Consider the following 18,790-nt stretch of genomic DNA (forward strand, 5'->3'; position numbering starts at 1 on the left):
GACCATGCCGATACCCCTGGTCAAACCTGGCGCCGTGATCGACGGCTACACCATCGGCGAATGCGTGCACGCCGGCGGCATGGCAACGCTCTGGACCGTCACCCATGCCGGCATCGACACGCCGCTGCTGATGAAGATTCCGCGGGCGTCCGAGGGCGAGGACCCGGCGGCGATCGTCTCCTTCGAGATGGAGATGACGATCCTGCCGCGGCTGGCGGGACCCCATGTGCCGCACTGCTACGGCACCGGCGATTTCGCGCATCAGGCCTACGCGGTGATCGAGCGCATTTCGGGGACAACACTCTACAAGCGGCTGCCCGAACTGCCGCTGCCATACGACGAAGTTCGGTTGCTTGTCGCGAAAATCGCGACCGCGCTCGCTGATTTGCACCGGCAGAACGTGATCCATCACGACATCAAGCCGAGCAGTATCATGTTCCGCGGGAGTGGCGAGAAGGCGCTGGGTGAAGCGGTGTTGATCGACTACGGCCTCTCGCACCATAACCATCTGCCCGATCTGTTGCAGGCGGAGTTCCGCCTGCCTTACGGCACCGCGCCCTATATGGCGCCGGAACGGCTTCGAGGTGTGCGCGACGATCCGCGCAGTGATCTGTTTTCGCTCGGCGTGCTGCTTTATTTCTTCACCACAGGCGAACGTCCTTTTGGTGAAGGTGAGACGCTGCGCGCGATACGGCGCCGACTGTGGCGCGATCCTTATCCGCCGCGTGCGCTCCGCAGCGACTATCCGCCCTGGCTCCAGGAGGTGGTGTTGCGGTGCCTGGAGATCGAGCCGGTCTGGCGTTATCCGACAGCGGCGCAACTCGCCTTCGATCTCACCCATCCGGACCAGGTCAAGCTCACCGCGCGCGCGGAGCGGATGAAGCGCGATCCCCTCAGTGTCGCCTGGCGGCGCCGTTTCAACCCCGACGTTACGCCGTCGCGGGCGAGATCAGATCTTGCGACGCAAATTGCGATGAGTCCGATCGTCACAGTCGCGCTCGATACAACGGAGGGCGCGCCGGAGCTGAACGAGTCGCTGCGGGTCACCACGGAACGCATCCTGGCAACCCTGCCATCAGCACGTCTTGCCTGTGTCAACATACTCAAGCTCAATCGCATTGCAGTCGACAAGACGCTGGACGAGCAGGGCTCCAACAAGCATATCGACCGCCTCGTCGCGCTGCGGCACTGGGCCACGCCGCTGAAGCTCGACGAGAGCCGGTTGTCGGTTCATGTGCTGGAGGCCGTCGATCCCGCGGCCGCGCTGCTGGAGTTCGCCGAGGTCAACCACGTCGACCATGTCATCATCGGCGCGCGGCAGGGATCGTTCAGGCGCACGCTGCTCGGCAGCGTCTCGGCCAAGGTGGCTGCTGAGGCGACCTGCACCGTCACCGTGGTGCGGCCGCCGCGGATGGCTGCCGATGCGGGAGAAGCCGATGCGGGCGAGGCGGCGGGGTAAGCCGCGCTCGGGGTCGCGGGGAAGAGATCAGGCTGCGTGGGCGGTGTGGACCGAGCGCTTGCGGCGGATCGGCCAGGTGAAGTGCGGGCCAGCCTCGCCGTGATCCGGGCTGCCGCCGAAGTACTGAATGATCTCACGGCAGGGTTCGCAGTTGAAGAGGTTACGCGACGCTGACGCCTTGGTCATTTCCTTCAGGCAGTTCGGGCAGTGCGGTTTCATCAGTTCAGAGTCCGATTCAGAATTTCAATGCCGGCGCGGTGACCGGAATGGGTAGTAGAGGTCGGCCTTCGGCGCCCGGATCGTCGCGCATCTCGGCTTCGGTGCGTTCGAGCCGACCGAAGAAGAAATCGAGATCCGGATGTGGACGCCGTGGGATACGACACCTGCGTTTCGGCTGACGCTTCACGGGCGCGCACTGCACGGGGTCACATCCGATCGCGACGGATGTGACGCGCCGAACGCGCCGGGACCTGCGCCGGTCCGACCGACGGGCCAAACACAACACACGCACAAAAACCAAGCCACAACGCCACGCCAGTCCAAACCAGGGTCGTCGTCATGATGTGCTCCCCGAAAACAGGCAAGAATCACTAGCAGTGATTTGCGCGAATCAGGGAAGTCCGGAGGAGTACGGAATGAGGTTGCGGTTTTAACTATTGCGCGCTGCGCCGCGGCGAGAGCAGCCGCTCTTGCCGCGCGAGACCGAGCTCAGTCGCGGCTCAGATCGCTTCGCCGCGGGCGCCGAGTGCCGCGTTGCGGATCGCCGCGATGTTGGTCTTGTAGGCTTCCTGCGTGCCGCCTTTGAACACGGAGGTGCCGGCGACGAAGGCATTGGCGCCGGCCGCTGCGAGCGCGCCTGCGACATCAGGGCCCACGCCGCCGTCGACCTCGATGTCGATCGGCCGGCCCGCCGTCATCGCGCGGATGTCGCGAATCTTGCCGATCGCGGAGGAAATGAAGGCCTGGCCGCCGAAGCCCGGATTGACCGACATCACCAGCACGAGGTCGACCAGGTCGAGCACGTATTCGAGCACGCTGATCGGCGTGCCCGGATTGAGCGAGACGCCGGCCTTCTTGCCGAGCGCACGGATCGCCTGAAGAGAACGGTGCAGATGGGGACCCGCCTCGGCATGCACGGTGATGTGGTCGCAGCCGGCCTTGGCAAAGGCCTCGAGATAGGGATCGCAGGGCGAGATCATCAGATGCGCGTCGAACACCTTCTTGGTGTGTGGGCGCATCGCCTTGATGACGTCGGGGCCGTATGAGATGTTGGGCACGAAGTGCCCGTCCATCACGTCGAGATGGATCCAGTCGGCGCCTGCGGCGTCCACCGCGCGAACCTCCTCGCCGAGCTTGGAGAAATCCGAGGCCAGGATCGAGGGCGCGATTGCCAGGGGGCGGGGAGCGAAGGCTTGGGTCATGGCGCGGTTTCCCGTGGCGGCCGAAGGGCGAATGGCCTCGCCTAACATGGGCCTCTTAGCCGGGCAATGCAGGGAGGGTGAGCTTCCTGTGGGCGGAAAATTCTGCCGCCGACGGCATGAATTGCCGATGTTCCCCGATCCCGAAAGACCAGGTGGATACGGATTTCATTGAGCTTTTCGCGCTGGCACGGCGCTTGCTGACTCTACGGCCGGAACAATGGCCGCGGCATTGCCGCATGGGTTGGAGTTTGTGCAATGTTGTTCGCGCTTGGCGCCGTCTCGAGTGCGCTTGATGCCATCCAATCGCTGACGAACTCGAAATCGTCGTCGTCGACGCAGAAGACGGGATCGTCGCAAGGCGCGACCGATCCGTTCGCGATCGACACCGGCAGCAACAGCACGAGCAGCGGCGCGACGTCATCGGTCAATTCCGGCAATTGCGCCCAGATCGCACCGGAGACGATGAGCGCGCTGATCGCGGCGCAAAGCCAGTCGACGGACTCGACGAGCAGCACAACCAGCTCCACATCGTCGAGCTCGACGTCCTCGACATCGACGAGCCGGGATGGTGCGATGAAAGACCTGTTCTCGCAGATCGACGCGAATGGCGACGGCCAGATCACCAAGTCCGAGTTCGAGAACGCGCTTGGCGCCGGCGGCACCAATCTGGCGCAGGCCGACGACGTGTTCTCCAAGCTCGACACCAATTCCGACGGCAGTGTTGGCCTCGACGAGATGTCGAAGGCGCTGAAGGGCAGCGGCGGCCATCATGGCGGCCACCATGCCCATGCTGCGAGCGGTTCGGGCGACGCCTCGGGCAGCGACCAGGATTCCTCGTCGTCATCGTCGAGCAACGGGTCGACCTCAACCACGACGACCGGCGCCGACGGCTCGAGCACCACCACCGTCACTTATGCCGACGGTTTCAAGATGACGACGACGGTGCCGGGCGCCTCCAGCTCCTCAAATGGGTCGGGCGCCGGCAATTCGCCCTATGACTGGTTCGCACAGATGATGCAGAACCAGACGCAGGGATCGTCGGGATCCGCGGCTTCCACGATGTCGATGAGCGTGTGACGCGCGTTCTGAGGCGCTAGCCAAACCGATCCTTCCACGCGGGCTGTGCACCCGGGAACGGCAGCGCGGTCGCACTGTACACGCCGCGGGCGATTGCGCGCGCGACCACGTTGGCGGCGACCATGCCGAGCTCGGTGAGGCCGACGATTGGATCAATCGGCTTCGCACACGTCGCGGCGGCAAACAGCACGTCACCGTCGGTCGGGGCATGCACGGGATAGATCGCGCGCGCAAAACCGGTATGCGCGATCATTGCCAGCCGCTTGGCCTGGGGCTTGGTCAGCACCGCATCGGTGACGACGACGCCGATCGTCGTGTTCTCGCGCTCGGTGGCGGCAGGCCCGCCCTTGATGCGCATCTTGAGCATGTCGTCCGTGAATTTGTCAGGCAGTCCGCGGCCGCCGAACTCGCCGTCGACCTCGAACGGCGCCGCCCAGAACCAGGGGCCGTCGCCGATGGTGGCGCTGCCGACCGCATTGACGGCGATGAGCGCCGCGACTGTGATGCCGCCGCTGGTGACGGCGGACGCCGAGCCGAGCCCGCCCTTGAATGTGGCGGTGGTGGCCCCAAAACCAGCGCCAACGCTGCCGAGCGCAAACTCCGTCCCGGCCGAGACCGCCGCGGCGTAGCCGAGATCGCGATAGGGCGTGAAGCGGCCCCACGCCTTGTCGCCGCCGTTGAGCAGGTCGAACAGGATCGCGCCCGGTACGATCGGGATCAGCGCCTCGCGGACGCGGAAACCGCGCCCCTGCTCGGCGAGCCAGGCCTGGATGCCGCCGCCGGCCTCGATCCCGAAGGCGGAGCCGCCGGACAGCGCGATTGCGTCAATGCGTTCGACCGTGCTGGCCGGATCGAGCAACGCGTCCTCGCGCGTGCCGGGGCCGCCGCCGCGGACATCAATCGCGGCCACCGCCGGCTGGTCGAACACGATTGCCGTCGTGCCCGAGGCGAGTTTTGCATCATGAGCGTGGCCGACACGGACGCCGGCGATATCGGTGAGGAGATTTTTCAAGGCCGGCACTCCAGGCGCTGCATCGCCTCAGCGATAGCGCAGGCGAGCGGCCCGCTCAACTCGCCAGCGCCGTTCTAAGCATCTTGGCGAGCTCCGACTTGCGATAGGGCTTTGCCAGCAGCAGCACGCCGGAATCGAGCCGCCCATGATGAACGATCGCGTTTTCCGTGTAACCCGAGGTGAACAGCGTCTTCAGCTCGGGGCGCCGTCGCGCCGCCTCGTCGGCGAGCTGGCGGCCGTTCATGTTGCCGGGCATGATGACGTCGGTGAAGAGCAGGTCGATGTCCTTGTCGGCATCGATGATCACGAGGGCTTCGGCCGCATTGGCCGCTTCGAGCGCGGTATAGCCGAGGCTCTTGACCTGGGTCATGACATACTGCCGCACCAGCGCGTCGTCCTCGACGACGAGGATTCTCTCGTTGCCGCCGGCGATGGGCACGTTTTGCAGCGCCTCGTACTCGGTTTCCTGCACGCCGGTGGAACGCGGCAGGTAGATCTTCACGCTCGTGCCGTGGCCTTCCTCGCTGTAGATCTTGATGTGTCCGCCGGACTGTTTGACGAAGCCGAACACCATGCTCAAGCCGAGGCCCGTGCCCTTGCCGACCTCCTTGGTGGTGAAGAACGGATCGAACACCCGCTCGATCAGGGCCGCCGGAATGCCCGTGCCGGTGTCGCTGACCGCGATCATCACGTAATTGCCGGCGGCGACGTCGGGATTCATGCTGGCATAGCCGTCGTCGAGGAAGATGTTGCGGGTCTCCAGCACCAGCGTGCCGCCGTCCGGCATGGCATCGCGCGCGTTCAGCGCAAGATTGAGGATCGCGGTGGAGAGCTGGCCGGGATCGACCAGAGCGGGCCAGGCATCCTCGGTGAGCTGCGGCAAGATGGTGATCTGCTCGCCGAGCGTCGGGTGCAGCAGCTTGGCGGCCTCGAGCGCCAGCGCGTTGACGTCGATTTCGCGCGGCTGAAGCGGCTGCTTGCGGGCGAAGGCGAGCAGATGCTTGGTCAGCTGCGCGCCGCGCTCGGCGGCATCATCGATTAGTTTGGTGATAGCAGCGAGCTCGGGCCTGTCAGCCACCGCGTCCGCCAAAATACCGATCGTGCCGGTGATGACGGTGAGCACGTTGTTGAAATCGTGGGCGACGCCGCCGGTCAGTTGTCCGATCGAGTCCATCTTCTGGACCTGCCGGAACTGGGCCTCCGCGGCCTGCTTGTCGGTGAGGTCACGGCCGATGAAGAAATGGCGCTTCACCGGCTCGGACCAGTTCCCCACCCAGTTCAGCGTGACCTCATGGCCATCGTAGTGGTAGTAGCGCGCCTCGAAGCTGCGCTTGATGTGGCCATGCCTCGCCGCGCGCATCTCCTGGCGCGTCCTCTCGAGATCATCGGGATGGATGAACTCCGTCGCGCTGTGCCCGATCATATCGTCCGGACTGAAGCCGAGGATGTCCTTCACGCTCGGGCTGACCTGGATGAAATTGCCGAAGCCGTCGGTAACCAGGATCAGGTCCTGCGAGGTCTCGAAAATGCGCTGGCGCTCCTCGGTCTCGCGGCGCAGCTTTTCGCGCGATTGCTTTTCCTCGGTGATGTCGTGGGTGATCTTGGAGGCGCCGATGATCTCACCGCCGTCCGATCGCAGCGGGGAGACGTTCAGCATCACGTCGAGCTCACGGCCGTCCTTGCGGATGCGGACCGTCTCGTGCTGGTCGATCGTTTCGTTTGCGCTGATACTGTTGAGGATGCCCCTGGCTTCGGCCCTCCGCTCCTGCGGCACGATGAGCTGGATCGACTGGCCGACGGCCTCAGCGGCCGAATAGCCGAACAGGCGCTCGGCAGCCCTGTTCCAGCCGGTGATGACGCCGTCGAGCGACTCCGTGATGATGGCATCGTTGGAGGACTCGACCACGGACTTGTAGAGCGCGAGGCGTTTGCCGTAATAATCGCGTTCCGACGCCGACTGTTCGCGCAGCCGGCCGACGAGGCTCATCGTCTGCGCCTGGAGGCGGACATTCTCGATCAGGAGCACGGCAAGCACGAAGCTCGCGGCGAAGAGGCCGTAGAGGCGGCCAACATAGAACCCGAGATCGTAGCGAGCGACATTGACGATCGCCGACAGCGCGATGTCGAACAGCCAGGCGCACATCGTGACCATGAGCCACACGTCGATCACCGTATGCGGCTTGCGGAACCACAGCGTGATCAGCGCCGCGAAACTCAACGACCAGACGAACGACACCACGCCGATCATGGTGGTGGTGTAGCGGCCGTCCCTCAGCAGGATCGGCAGCAGATCGTGCTGCGCCGTGACGGTCCAGGCGATGACGACCATCGCCGCAACCACGCCGAGGACGGCAAGCATGATCGGACGCCCGGCCGGTCCATCGATTCTGTTGCCACCGTTGCCGTCCTTCAGCCAGCCATAGGCCAGCACGAACAGCGGGAACCCGCCGTGCCAGATCATGTAGAGCCAGACCGTGGTCTGTGAACCCGAGCCCAGCAGTCCGGCTGGCGCGAACAGTCCCGGGAAGGTGAGGGCATGGGTCATGGCCGCCGCCGCCGTGAACAGATATCCGGTCGACAGCAGGAGCAGGGCGCGGCTGCGCAGGACGGCGAACTGCGACAGCAGCAGAACAGCCGTGATGATGTTGCTGACGGCCAGTGCCGATTGGTAGCTGGCCACAAAGCCCGGCACCTGGATCAGCGGCTTGCCTGCGAAGGGTACGGCCAGCGCGAACAGAATCGCGGAGATGCCGACAATCGCCAATGCTGCGGTGCGGTCGCTCTGCATCGCCGGCAAAGTCGAAAGGAATGTGCTTCGGTCGTTCTTTGCGTGCACGTTGACCTCTCGCTGGGTCGTCATGGCTAGTCCACGTGACTTCGTTGGCTGGCTGCCCCGGATTTCTGCCTTGGCCTCCATGGTAGCCGGCTCCGGGCGCGTGTTCGAGAGGATACGCCCACGACTCAACCGAGGGTTACAAGTTACTTAACGTGGACAGGGTATCGGAATAGGGAATCGGTAAGGTTGGCTTTACTGGACGGACCCATACTGCCCTGGCGCACTCCGCCGTTGAATTGAACCAATTAATGATACGAATCTGGGAGTTGTTCCCATATGCCCCGTGTGCTTGTTGTCGACGACCAGAAGGACGTCCGCGCCATGGTCTCGATCGTCCTTCGGGTCAACCGTTTTGACGTAGTTGAAGCGGAGAGCGGCGCGGCCGGCTTGAGGGCCTTCGGCGAGAACCTTTTCGACGCAGCGATTGTCGACATTTTCCTGGCCGACACCAGCGGTATCGAGATCATGGCCGCTATCCGCGACCGGGTCCCCGGATTTCCGATCGTGGCGATATCAGGCATGACGGCGCTGGATTTCATGGGCGAAGCACCCGGCCTTGACGGCGTCGTCTGTCTGCAAAAGCCGTTTCGGCCGAACGACCTGCTGCAAGCGCTCCGAAAGGCGCAAGAGGCGGCGGGCGGCGAATTGTCCGCAGCCGTCTGATCGGACTGCAAAAGAAAACGCCCCGGCGAACCGGGGCGTTGACGATGCGGTTAGAAGGTCAGGCATCTTGTCTCAGGTGCCGTTACCCTTGATCTCGGTATAGCCGCCCTTCGCGTCCCATTTGTAGACGACGTAGTCGAGCTGCTTGATGTCGCCCTTGGCGTCGTACTCGATCGGGCCGATCACGGTGTCCCACTTGCCGGCCTTCATGGCTTCCATGACCTTCTTGGCGTCCGTCGTGCCAGCCTTCTTGGCCGCCTGCGACCACACCTGCATCGCCGCGTAGGTGTAGAGCGTGTAGCCTTCGGGGTCGATGTTCTTGGCCTTGAAGGCGTCGACGATCTTCTTCGCGGTCGGCTTATCGCGCGGATCGGGGCCGAAGGTGAACAGCGTGCCTTCGCCGGCGGGGCCGGTGATGGAGGCGTATTCCTTGTCGGCGAGCGCGTCGCCGGCCATCAGGATCGTCTTGAGGCCCTGGTCGCGCATCTGGCGCAGGATCAAGCCGCTTTCCTGGTGGTAGCCGCCGACATAAACGAGATCGATGTTGTCGCGCTTCAGACGCGAGACGATCGCGTTGAAGTCCTTGTCGCCCTTGTTGTAGGACTCGTACATCTTCTCGGTGACGCCGGCCTTGTTGAGCGCCTTCTTGGTCTCGTCCGCAAGACCCTTGCCGTAGGTGGTCTTGTCGTTGAGGATCGCGATGTTCTTGCCCTTGAAGTTTTTGGCGATGTACTGCGCCGCGATCAGACCCTGCTGATCGTCGCGGCCGCAAACGCGCGCCACGTTCCAGAGCTTCCGCTCGGTGAAGAGCGGGTTGGTCGAGGCCGGCGTAATCTCGAGCACGTTGCCGTCGGCATAGGCTTCCGACGCCGGGATCGACGACGACGAGCAATAGTGCCCGGCCACGAACGGGATTTTTGCACTCGCGATCTTCTCAGCGACCGAGCGCGCCTGCTTCGGATCGCAGGCATCGTCCTCGACGTCGAGCGCGAGCTTCTTTCCGTTGACGCCGCCGGCGGCGTTGATGTCAGCCACGGCCATCTCGGCGCCGTTCTTCATCTGGCGGCCGAAGGCGGACTCGCCGCCGGTCATCGGGCCTGCGACTGCGATGGTGACATCCTGCGCGAATGCCGCGCTCGACAACGCGATCGACGCGCCGAATGCCAGACCGATGAGCTTCAGTGATTTCATGAGATACCTCGCGGGTGATCGCCTGTGGAAGTTGCCGGGCTCGCCCGGTTCAAACCGGCGCCATTCTTGAATGAATCCTGGGAGAAGTCACCGGCAAAATACGGGCACAAGCGCAGATATTTCGCCGCATTCGGCCGCATTGCCCGGACTCGACCCTCGACGTGGGCCACCTCAGCCGTGTCGGCCGCCTTCCAGATAGGCGGCGCGAATCTCGGAGCGCTGCAGCAATTCGGTGCCGGTGCCGGCGAGCGTGATCAGGCCGTTGACCATGACGTAGCCGCGGTGGGCGAGCTTGAGCGCATGGTTGGCGTTCTGCTCGACGATCAGGACAGTCAGGCCGTCCTGACGGTTCAGGGTGCGGATCGCGTCGAAAATCTGGCGGGCGATCAATGGTGCCAGCCCAAGTGAGGGTTCGTCGAGAAGAAGCAGGCGCGGGCGGCTCATCAGAGCCCGGCCGATCGCCAGCATCTGCTGCTCGCCGCCGGACAGCGTGCCGCCACGCTGGAAGTACCGCTCCTTAAGCCGCGGAAACAGCGTGAACACGCGTTCCAGCGTCGCCTCGCGCTCCGCATCGGTGCATTCGGTGGCGTCCGCGCCCATCTGGAGGTTTTCAGCCACGCTCATGCGTGGAAAGATGCGGCGGCCTTCCGGCGACTGTGCGATGCGCAGATGCGCGATCTCGTGGGTGGGTACGTCGGTGATGTCGCGGCCTTCGTACAGGATCTGGCCGGCGCGGGCGCGCGGCTTGCCGAAGATCGTCATCATCAACGTCGATTTGCCGGCACCGTTGGCGCCGATCAGGGCGACGATCTCGCCGGCATTGATCGCGACGTCGACGCCCTTCAGCGCCTCGATCTTGCCGTAGGCGGCGCGCAAGCCGTGGATCGCGAGCAGAGGAGTGGGGGCGGACGTCACGACCCGCCCTCCATCACGGCCACAGCCTCGTCCTCGTCGGTGCCGAGATAGGCCGCGATCACCTTGGGATCGTCGCGTACTTCCTGGGGTGTGCCTTGCGCGATCTTCACGCCATGGTCCATCACCACGATGTGGTCTGAAATCTCCATCACCACCGACATGTCGTGCTCGATCAGGAGGATCGAGGTGCCGATCTCGTTGCGGATCGACAGCAGGAGCTCGCTGAGGGCAGCACTCTCGCGTGCATTGAGGCCAGCGGCGGGCTCGTCCAGGCAGAGAAGCGCGGGCTCGGTGCACATCGCGCGCGCGATTTCGAGCCGGCGCTGGTCGCCATAGGCGAGATTGCCGGCAGCGTCATCAGCGCGGTCGAGCAGATTGATCCGCTTGAGCCAGTCGGTGGCGAGCGCGATCGCCTGCTTTTCGGCGTCGCGATAGCCGCGTGCGCCGATCAGACCGAGGAAGGTGAAACCGGAGGCGCGCATCAAGGCGTTGTGCTGCGCCACCATCAGGTTCTCCAGCGCGGTCATGCCGGGAAACAGCCGGATGTTCTGGAAGGTGCGCGCAACCTTGGCCTGCTTGGCGATACGGAAATCGTTCAGCCGCTCCAGCGCAATTTGCCTGCCGTCGTCGTGGGTGAGGCGGATCGCGCCGCCGCTCGGCTTGTAGAAGCCGGTGATGCAGTTGAACACGGTGGTCTTGCCGGCGCCGTTTGGTCCGATCAGCGCGGTGATCTTCTTTCGTTCGGCCGCAAACGACAAATCCTGCACGGCGACGATACCGCCGAAGCGCATGGCGAGCCGGTCGACGCTGAGAATTGTCTCGCTCATCCGTGCCCCTCCTTGACGAGGTCGGAGGAGATCGCTTTCGCCTTGGTCAGATACACGGTCGGCGCGCGATGACCGATCAGGCCGCGCGGCCGCCAGATCATGATCAGCACCATGGCGAGGCCGAACACCAGCATGCGATAGGTCTCGAGGCTGCGGAACAATTCGAAGCCGCCGATCATCGCAAGCGCTGCCAGCGCGACGCCGAGCTGCGAGCCCATGCCGCCGAGCACGACGATGGCGAGCACCAGCGCCGATTCCTGGAAGGTGAAAGATTCCGGGCTGATGAAGCCCTGGCGGGTGGCGAAGAACGCGCCGGCGAAGCCGCCGAACATGGCGCCTGTCGCGAACGCCGTGAGCTTGGTGGTCGTGGTGTTGATACCGAGCGCGCGGCAGGCGACTTCGTCCTCACGCAAGGCCTCCCAGGCACGTCCGATCGGTAGGCGGCGCAGGCGGATCGTCACCCAGTTGGTGAGCAGCGCGAGCGCCAGGATCAGATAGAACAGGAAGATGATGCGGTGGGTCGGCGAGTACTCGATGCCGAGCTTGGCCGCGAGCCCGTCGTCGCTGTTGTCGAGGGGGATGCCGAAGAAGGAGGGGCGGGGAATGCCGGAGACGCCGTTGGGGCCGCCGGTCAAATCCTGCCAGTTGATGATGACGAGGCGGATGATCTCGCCGAAGGCGAGCGTCACGATCGCGAGATAGTCGCCGCGCAGCCGCAGCACGGGGAAGCCGAGCAGCATGCCCCAGAACGCGGCAAGGATGCCGGCGAGCGGCAGGCAGACCCAGAACGACCAGCCGAAATTGGTGGCAAGCAGCGCGTAGGAATAGGCGCCGACCGCGTAGAAGGCGACGTAGCCGAGATCGAGCAGGCCCGCGAGCCCGACCACGACGTTGAGACCCCAGCCCAGCATCACATAGGTGAGCACGAGGATCGCGAGGTCGAGGATGTAGCGCTGGTCATAGAAGATCACAGGCACCAGCACGGTGAAGATCAGAAGCGCCGGCGCAAGGTAGCGGCCAACGAACGACATGCCGCTCTTTACCGACGGCGGGACCAGCTTCTCGGTGCCCATCGGGCCGATCCATTGTCGCAGCAGCTCGATCACAATCGAGCCGCCGAACACCGCAGCGACGAGAGAGGCGAGATCGCCGAAGCGCGTCCAGTAAGTGAGCTGGCCGTCGGAGCCTGCCTCGGTGCGGATGCCGACCATCAGCGAGAACAGCACCAGCGCGATCAGCGCATTGACGAAGGCGATTTTCAGAAGGGCGGGGATGCCGGCGATGCGACTTGTAGTACTGGTCTCGTGCGGAGTGGGTGTCACGCGGGGCGGTCCGTCAGACTTTTTCGACTTCGGGACGGCCGAGCAGGCCGGTCGGCATGAAGATCAGCACGACGATCAGAATCGAGAACGCGGCGACGTCCTTGTACTCGACCGAGAAATAAGCCGACCAGAACGTCTCGATCAGGCCGATCGCGAGGCCGCCGAGCATGGCGCCGGGCAGCGAGCCGATGCCACCGAGCACGGCGGCGGTGAAGGCCTTGATGCCTGCGACGAAGCCCATGAAGAAATCGACCAGGCCGTAATAGAGCAGGTACATCAGGCCGGCGACCGCGGCGAGCGCGGCGCCGATCACGAAGGTCATGGAGATGGTGCGGTCGACATTGACGCCGAGCAGCGCCGCCATGGTCTGGTCCTGCTCGCAGGCGCGCATGTCGCGCCCAAGCCGAGTGCGCGAGACCAGCCAGGTGAAAATCGCCAGCAGCACGATGGTGGTGATGACGACCAGGATCTGGACGTTGGAGAGCCGGATCACGAAACCGTCCGCGCTCTCATGCAGCGTGTAGCCGCCGGTGATGAGGGGCGGGATCGGTTTGACGCGGGCGCCTTGCGCCACCTGCGAGTAGTTCGTCAGCACGAAGGACATGCCGATCGCCGACAGCATCGGCGCGAGGCGGAAGGAATGGCGCAGCGGCCGGTAGGCGATGCGCTCGATCGTCCAGCCATAGAGCGCGGTGATCGCCATCGAGACCAGCAGCACCACGAGCAGGATCACCGGGATTGCGGTCAGGCCCAATGAGATCAGGATCAGGAAGGTGATGAGGGCGATGAAACCGCCGATCATGAAGATGTCGCCATGGGCGAAATTGATCATGCCGACGATGCCGTAGACCATCGTGTAGCCGATCGCGATCAGGCCGTAGATGGAGCCGAGCACGAGGCCGTTGATAAGCTGCTGGGCGAAATAATCCATAGGCTGCCGTTACCCGAACCTGACGCGACTCAAAGGGAGGTCTTCGAGAGAGTGTGCTTACGTTTCTTCTCGGGCCCCGGCAGCCCCTCAGCGATCTTCCCGTTTTGTAACAGGAGGGAACTGGCGACCGCAACTGGGCATGCCTCGGCATAAGGTCTTGTACAGAGGTCATTTCCGTTACGGTCGTCATGTCGCGGTTCCGCAGGTGCGAGGAACTGGGTTCCGCACAGCAACCAAATGCGGTGCGGACCGTTAGCTCACCTCTGACGTCCAACACAGGGAGTTTCCCCCATGACGAGCCAGCAGAATCAGAACCCGGGCCAGAACCCCGGCCAGCAGCAGGGTGGCGGCCAGAAGCCCGGCCAGCAGCAGCAGGATCCGCAGCGCAAGGGTGACAAGCCCGGTCAGCAGCAGGGCGGTAAGTCCGGCCAGCAGGGTCAGGACAACAAGTAGATTTGGGAGAGCCCAAAATTGGGTGCCCGCGCGAAGGGTAGCGAAGATGGCCCCGTCGGAAGGCGGGGCCCTTTTTTGGCCTTCGTCCGGCGGCCGGGCGATTAAGGTAAACAAAGGGTTTAAATTGCCGCCACAGTCCGATGCGAGTTAGCTCCCGGCAAAGCCTTCCCTCGAAGGCGGGTAGCAGGCGAAGCGGGAAGCGGCATGTTCAGGAATTGGCGGATCGGCTCGGTCAATGGCGCGCTGCTGGCGGCCTATTTCATTCCGGCATGGACGATGGTCGCCTTCAACATCATGATGGCGCCGGTGCACGGCCTCTATGAACGACCGACCGTCGCGGTGGCGCTGTTCCTCAGCGACCATCTTCAGATGTCTGGCATCAGCACGGTGCGGGCCGCCTGGCTGCTGGCGCTCGGACGGCTGACCGTGGTGGCGTTCTTCGCGATCTATCTCGCGCTGCTCGCCATTCCGCGCACCCGCAAGAGCGGCGGCAGCGACGAGGCGCTCGGGATCGCGCTTGCGATCGGCAGCCTGATCTCGTTCGCGAGCATGGTGATGGCCTCGAAGGTCGGCGAGATGGCCGCGCTTCGGTTGCACGCCACCGAGCTTCTGTTGCTGCTCGGTGCCGCGGTCGTGCTGGTGATCGAGCGGCCGGCGGCTGCGCCCAAGACCGTCGACGTCGCGGACGCCGCGCCGCTAGGACTTGAGCAGGCCGAGCTCCTGCACAATCGCTGAGGCTTCCTTGACGGCGTGGTTGGTCGCCGGAACGCCGCAATAGATCGCCTGTTGCAGCAAAATTTCCTTGATGTCGTCGGGGGTGAAGCCGCCCTCGGCGAGCGCCGCGCGCACGTGCAGGCGGAATTCATCCCATTGCCCAAGTGCGACCATGGTGCCGATCACCAGAACCCGGCGCGTGCGCTCGTCGAAATGCGGCCGCGTCCAGATCTCGCCCCAGGCGTAGCGGGTGATCATGTCCTGGAAGTCGGTGTTGAAGGCGTTGCGGTTGGCGATCGACTTGTCGACCCAGGCATTGCCCAGCACTTTTCGGCGCACGTTCATGCCGGCATCGCGGCGCTTCTGATCGTCCATGTTGTCTCCTCCCCTTTCGTCATTGCGAGCATAGCGAAGCAGTCCAGCAATGTGTCTGCGGAGACATTCTGGATTGCTTCGTCGCTTCGCTCCTCGCAATGACGGCGTTGTGTGATCAGCGTTGCGTCAAAAATCCCACCACCGCATCGGTGAACGCGTGCGGCTGCTCGACATTGGAAATGTGGGCGGCGTCGATGATGGTCATGCTCGCGCCGGGAATGTTCGAGCGGATCATCTCGCCCGCCGAGATCGGGGTTGCCTGGTCGTGACGGCCGGCGATCACGAGCGTCGGGCTCTTGATGTCAGGCAGCAGCGCGCGCTGGTCGAGCGTCGACAGCGCTTCGCAGCAGGCGAGATAGCCCTCGACCGGCGTCGCGAGCAGCATCGACTTCATCCTGGCGGTGATGTCAGGCTCGCGCTCGCGGAAATCCTGGGTGAGCCAGCCCGCGATCACGGCATCGGCGACGGCGGCGATGCCGCCCTTCTTCACCGCATCGATGCGTTCAAGCCATTTGGTCGGCTCGGCGTAATAGCATGAGGTGTTGGCGAGGATGAGCTTGCCGAAGCGCTCCGGCGCGTTGGCGCCCAGCCATTGCCCGACCATTCCGCCCATCGACAGGCCGCACCAATGCACTTTCTCGATGTTGAGATCGTCGAGGATCGCGAGCACATCGCGGCCGAAGCGTTCCATCGTATAGGGAGCGGGCGGCACGTTGGACTTGCCGTGGCCGCGACGGTCGTAGCGGATGACGCGGAACACCTGCGTCAGCGCCTTCATCTGCGGCTCCCACATCTGCAGCGTGCAGCCGAGCGAGTTGGAGAGCATCAGGGTCGGCCCGCCGTCGCGGCCCTCGACGGAGACGTTGAGCAAGCAACCGTCGGCATCGATCATGGGCATGCGGCGTCTCCGTTTGTTTTCGCTCAGGGCTGCTTATTTTTCGCCCAGGGCTGCTCTATCCGCGCTCGAGGCTGTCGAGCAACCGGTCGATCAGGGCTTGAGAAGCCCCTTGATAGGCCATCGGCTCAAATAATGCCGTTATTTTCTCGGGCGTCAGATGCGCAGTGACCTGCGAATCGGCCGCGAGAATTTCGCGCAGATGTTTCTTCTCGGCAACCGCGCGCTTGCTGGCGGCCTCGATCAGATGATGGGCGTCGCTCTTGCCGATCTTGTCCGCGAGCGCAAAGGTGACGGCTTCCGCCATGATCAGCCCGTGCGTCGCATCGAGATTGCCGCGCATGCGCGCGGCATCGACGTCCAGCCCCTCCGCGATATCGACGATGGCGGCGAGCGCGCCCGAGGTGACCAGCATCAATTGCGGCAACGTCGGCCATTCCGCGTGCCACGGCCCGGCGCTGCGCTCGTGATCCTGCACCTGCGCGGCAAAAATCGTCGCGGCGAGCTGCGGAGCCATGGTCGCGCAGCCGAGCGCGCTTGCGGCCGCGACCGGGTTGCGCTTGTGCGGCATGGTCGAGGAGCCGCCACGACCTTCGCCGGCGGGCTCGAACGCTTCGCCGACGTCGGTCTGCATCATCAGCGAGACGTCGCGCGCGATCTTGCCGCAGCTTCCGGCGAGAATCGCGAAGGCCGACGCAGCTTCGGCGATGCGGTCACGATGGGTGTGCCAGGGCGCTTCGGGCAGCGGCAGGTTCAGCTCCTGCGCCAGCCGTTCGGCGACCGCGAGCCCATTGTCTCCGAGGGCCGCGAGCGTGCCGGCAGCGCCGCCGAATTGAAGGGCAAGGCCCTCGCGGCGGAGCCGTCGCAGGCGGCAGCGGGCGCGGGCGAGGCTTGCGGCGTATTCGGCGGCCTTCAGCCCGAACGGCATCGGCAGCGCGTGCTGAAGCCAAGTCCGCGCCACCATCGCGGTGTTGCGATGGGCGCGGGCGAGTGTCGCAAAGCCCTTGATGGCGCGGCTGAGGTCGGCGTCCAGCGCATCGATGGCCGCGCGCAAGCCGAGCATGGTCGCGGTGTCGATGACGTCCTGGCTGGTCGCACCCCAATGGACGTAGCGCGCGGCCTCACCGTCGGCCTTGCCGACATTGGCGGTCAGCGCCTTGACCAGGGGGATCGCGAGATTGCCCGACCGGGTCGCGGCCTCGGCCAACGCCGCCATGTCGAAGGTGTCAGCCTTGCAGGCGGCTTCGATCGGGCCCACGGCGGATGCGGGAATCACACCCGCGGCGGCCTCGGCCCGGGCCAGGGCGGCCTCGAAATCGAGCATGTTTTGCAGGGTGGAGCGGTCGTCGCAGACGGTACGCATGGCCGGGCTCGACAGCATCGGCGCAAGCAGGGGGGAGAGGGCTGTGCTCATGTTGCGCCGGACCTAATCACCATGTTTCGGCTCTGCCAATCCCCGACCGACCGTACAAGACATTTTGCAGGTGCGAATATGCATTGCACGTGATCGGGGGCTGCCCTTTCCTTTGCGGCCTCCGTGCGTTACTTGAGCAATATTATTATTCTGATGCGATCCAAGTTCGATATCTCCGGAGACGCCCCATGGCCATGACAATGAACGGCGAAGTCCAGCTTGCGGCGCCGCGCGAAGCTGTGTGGGAGAAGCTCAACGACCCCGCAGTGCTGAAGGCCTGCATCCCCGGCTGCGAGGAGCTGGAGAAGACCGACGACGGTGGTTTTCGCGCAACGGCGAAAATGAAGGTCGGCCCGGTGTCCGCGCGCTTCAAGGGCAAGGTGACGCTGAGCGATCTCGACCCGCCGAACGGCTACAGGATATCAGGCGAGGGCGAGGGCGGGGTGGCTGGCTTCGCCAAGGGCGGCGCGGTGGTCAAGCTCGCGGAGAAGGATGGCGGCACGCTGCTGTCCTACGAGGTCGAGGCGCAGATCGGCGGCAAGTTGGCGCAACTCGGCCAGCGCCTGATCAACGGCACCGCCAAGAAGCTGGCCGACGAATTTTTCGCGAATTTCGTCAAGGCTGTACAGGGCTGAGGGCATAGCCTTTTTGGCATGGCCGCTTGTGCCCGGGCGATGTTGCCCCCGGCCATAATGGCCCATATGATGGGTTGGAATAATTATAAAAAAGAACCGCTTCGACGGGACCCGTCGGGGCGCTGATAGAGAGTGCTTATGGCAAAAATCTCCCTCATCGTGAACGGCAATCCTGTTACCGGCAATGTCGACCCGCGTACGCTTCTGGTGCAGTTCCTGCGCGAGAATCTGCGCCTGACCGGCACCCATGTTGGCTGCGACACCTCGCAGTGCGGCGCCTGCGTCGTGCATCTCGACGGCAAGGCCGTGAAGGCCTGCACCACGTTGGCCGTGATGGCCGACGGCCACGAGGTCAAGACCATTGAGGGATTGGCGGCCGATGGCGCGCCGCTGCATCCGATGCAGGAAGCCTTCCGCGAGCACCACGGCCTGCAGTGCGGCTTTTGCACGCCCGGGATGATCATGACCGCGATCGACATCGTCCATCGCAAGGGCCACGAACTCGACGACCACACCATCCGCGAGGAGCTGGAAGGCAATCTCTGCCGCTGCACCGGCTACCAGAACATCGTCGCCTCGATCGCCGCCGGCGCGAAGGCGATGTCGAAATCCGATCTCGCGTAACCGCGCGCGCCCTCCGCGATCAGGAC

At 64.4% G+C, this 18,790-nt stretch carries 19 protein-coding genes; 7 read left to right on the forward strand and 12 right to left on the reverse strand.

The genetic code is table 11. The annotated features are described in order from the left end of the window. Positions 1 to 4: 4 nt before the first annotated feature. Positions 5 to 1,459: a serine/threonine protein kinase gene (locus ABIA96_RS26285; protein WP_354139939.1), complete on the forward strand. Its 1,455-nt coding sequence runs from the start codon at positions 5 to 7 to the stop codon at positions 1,457 to 1,459. 27 nt (positions 1,460 to 1,486) lie between these two features. Here the strand turns inward: ABIA96_RS26285 and ABIA96_RS26290 are convergent, their stop codons facing one another. Then, on the reverse strand, positions 1,487 to 1,678 hold the full coding sequence (locus ABIA96_RS26290; RefSeq protein WP_354139940.1) for a hypothetical protein: 192 nt from the start codon (positions 1,676 to 1,678) through the stop codon (positions 1,487 to 1,489). A 500-nt stretch (positions 1,679 to 2,178) separates the two neighbouring features. Further along, positions 2,179 to 2,880 (reverse strand): ribulose-phosphate 3-epimerase, encoded by a 702-nt coding sequence (gene rpe / locus ABIA96_RS26295; protein WP_027534505.1) that lies wholly within the window; start codon positions 2,878 to 2,880, stop codon positions 2,179 to 2,181. A gap of 255 nt (positions 2,881 to 3,135) precedes the next feature. Between rpe and ABIA96_RS26300 the strand changes: the two genes are divergently transcribed. Further along, complete coding sequence (locus tag ABIA96_RS26300; protein ID WP_354139941.1) at positions 3,136 to 3,957, forward strand: EF-hand domain-containing protein; 822 nt, start codon at positions 3,136 to 3,138, stop codon at positions 3,955 to 3,957. A gap of 16 nt (positions 3,958 to 3,973) precedes the next feature. On the opposite strand, the gene ABIA96_RS26305 is transcribed toward ABIA96_RS26300, so the two are convergent. Together ABIA96_RS26305 and ABIA96_RS26310 are read right to left on the reverse strand one after the other, a co-directional pair. Further along, positions 3,974 to 4,969 carry a P1 family peptidase gene (locus ABIA96_RS26305; protein ID WP_354139942.1) on the reverse strand — a complete coding sequence of 332 codons (996 nt, stop codon included), beginning with the start codon at positions 4,967 to 4,969 and terminating at the stop codon, positions 3,974 to 3,976. 55 nt (positions 4,970 to 5,024) lie between these two features. Further along, complete coding sequence (locus ABIA96_RS26310; protein ID WP_354139943.1) at positions 5,025 to 7,829, reverse strand: PAS domain S-box protein; 2,805 nt, start codon at positions 7,827 to 7,829, stop codon at positions 5,025 to 5,027. Between the two features lie 252 nt (positions 7,830 to 8,081). Here ABIA96_RS26310 and ABIA96_RS26315 point away from each other — a divergent pair, with 252 nt between their 5' ends. Then, entirely contained in the window at positions 8,082 to 8,468 is a 387-nt protein-coding gene (locus ABIA96_RS26315) for a response regulator (protein WP_354139944.1), read from the forward strand. Between the two features lie 72 nt (positions 8,469 to 8,540). On the opposite strand, the gene ABIA96_RS26320 is transcribed toward ABIA96_RS26315, so the two are convergent. From ABIA96_RS26320 to ABIA96_RS26340, 5 genes are all read right to left on the reverse strand, one after another. Next, positions 8,541 to 9,659, reverse strand: coding sequence for a branched-chain amino acid ABC transporter substrate-binding protein (locus tag ABIA96_RS26320; RefSeq protein ID WP_354139945.1), 1,119 nt, complete (start codon positions 9,657 to 9,659; stop codon positions 8,541 to 8,543). A gap of 171 nt (positions 9,660 to 9,830) precedes the next feature. Next, on the reverse strand, positions 9,831 to 10,574 hold the full coding sequence (locus ABIA96_RS26325) for an ABC transporter ATP-binding protein (protein ID WP_354139946.1): 744 nt from the start codon (positions 10,572 to 10,574) through the stop codon (positions 9,831 to 9,833). Further along, a complete protein-coding gene (locus ABIA96_RS26330) occupies positions 10,571 to 11,401 on the reverse strand; it encodes an ABC transporter ATP-binding protein (RefSeq protein ID WP_354139947.1) in 831 nt (276 codons plus the stop codon). Before ABIA96_RS26330 ends, ABIA96_RS26325 begins: the two co-directional genes overlap by 4 nt. After that, positions 11,398 to 12,723 carry a high-affinity branched-chain amino acid ABC transporter permease LivM gene (livM, locus tag ABIA96_RS26335; RefSeq protein WP_354139948.1) on the reverse strand — a complete coding sequence of 442 codons (1,326 nt, stop codon included), beginning with the start codon at positions 12,721 to 12,723 and terminating at the stop codon, positions 11,398 to 11,400. Before livM ends, ABIA96_RS26330 begins: the two co-directional genes overlap by 4 nt. 13 nt (positions 12,724 to 12,736) lie before the next feature. Next, on the reverse strand, positions 12,737 to 13,654 hold the full coding sequence (locus ABIA96_RS26340) for an ABC transporter permease subunit (protein ID WP_354139949.1): 918 nt from the start codon (positions 13,652 to 13,654) through the stop codon (positions 12,737 to 12,739). Between the two features lie 291 nt (positions 13,655 to 13,945). Between ABIA96_RS26340 and ABIA96_RS26345 the strand changes: the two genes are divergently transcribed. Beyond that, positions 13,946 to 14,107, forward strand: a complete 162-nt coding sequence (locus ABIA96_RS26345; RefSeq protein WP_354139950.1) for a hypothetical protein — start codon at positions 13,946 to 13,948, stop codon at positions 14,105 to 14,107. 204 nt (positions 14,108 to 14,311) lie between these two features. Next, complete coding sequence (locus ABIA96_RS26350; RefSeq protein WP_354139951.1) at positions 14,312 to 14,842, forward strand: hypothetical protein; 531 nt, start codon at positions 14,312 to 14,314, stop codon at positions 14,840 to 14,842. Here the strand turns inward: ABIA96_RS26350 and ABIA96_RS26355 are convergent. From ABIA96_RS26355 to ABIA96_RS26365, 3 genes are all read right to left on the reverse strand, one after another. Next, complete coding sequence (locus ABIA96_RS26355) at positions 14,804 to 15,196, reverse strand: carboxymuconolactone decarboxylase family protein (protein WP_354139952.1); 393 nt, start codon at positions 15,194 to 15,196, stop codon at positions 14,804 to 14,806. The two genes, ABIA96_RS26350 and ABIA96_RS26355, sit on opposite strands and share 39 nt — an antisense overlap. A 115-nt stretch (positions 15,197 to 15,311) precedes the next feature. Then, positions 15,312 to 16,094 (reverse strand): 3-oxoadipate enol-lactonase, encoded by a 783-nt coding sequence (gene pcaD, locus ABIA96_RS26360; protein ID WP_354139953.1) that lies wholly within the window; start codon positions 16,092 to 16,094, stop codon positions 15,312 to 15,314. A 55-nt stretch (positions 16,095 to 16,149) separates the two neighbouring features. Continuing rightward, positions 16,150 to 17,505: a 3-carboxy-cis,cis-muconate cycloisomerase gene (locus ABIA96_RS26365; RefSeq protein WP_354139954.1), complete on the reverse strand. Its 1,356-nt coding sequence runs from the start codon at positions 17,503 to 17,505 to the stop codon at positions 16,150 to 16,152. A 188-nt stretch (positions 17,506 to 17,693) separates the two neighbouring features. Between ABIA96_RS26365 and ABIA96_RS26370 the strand changes: the two genes are divergently transcribed. Beyond that, positions 17,694 to 18,140, forward strand: coding sequence for an SRPBCC family protein (locus ABIA96_RS26370; RefSeq protein WP_354139955.1), 447 nt, complete (start codon positions 17,694 to 17,696; stop codon positions 18,138 to 18,140). Between the two features lie 138 nt (positions 18,141 to 18,278). Beyond that, positions 18,279 to 18,764, forward strand: a complete 486-nt coding sequence (locus ABIA96_RS26375) for a (2Fe-2S)-binding protein (protein ID WP_354139956.1) — start codon at positions 18,279 to 18,281, stop codon at positions 18,762 to 18,764. The last annotated feature ends 26 nt before the right edge of the window (positions 18,765 to 18,790 follow it).

The organism is Bradyrhizobium sp. LB11.1 (assembly GCF_040549385.1).
Classification (GTDB): Bacteria; Pseudomonadota; Alphaproteobacteria; order Rhizobiales; family Xanthobacteraceae; genus Bradyrhizobium.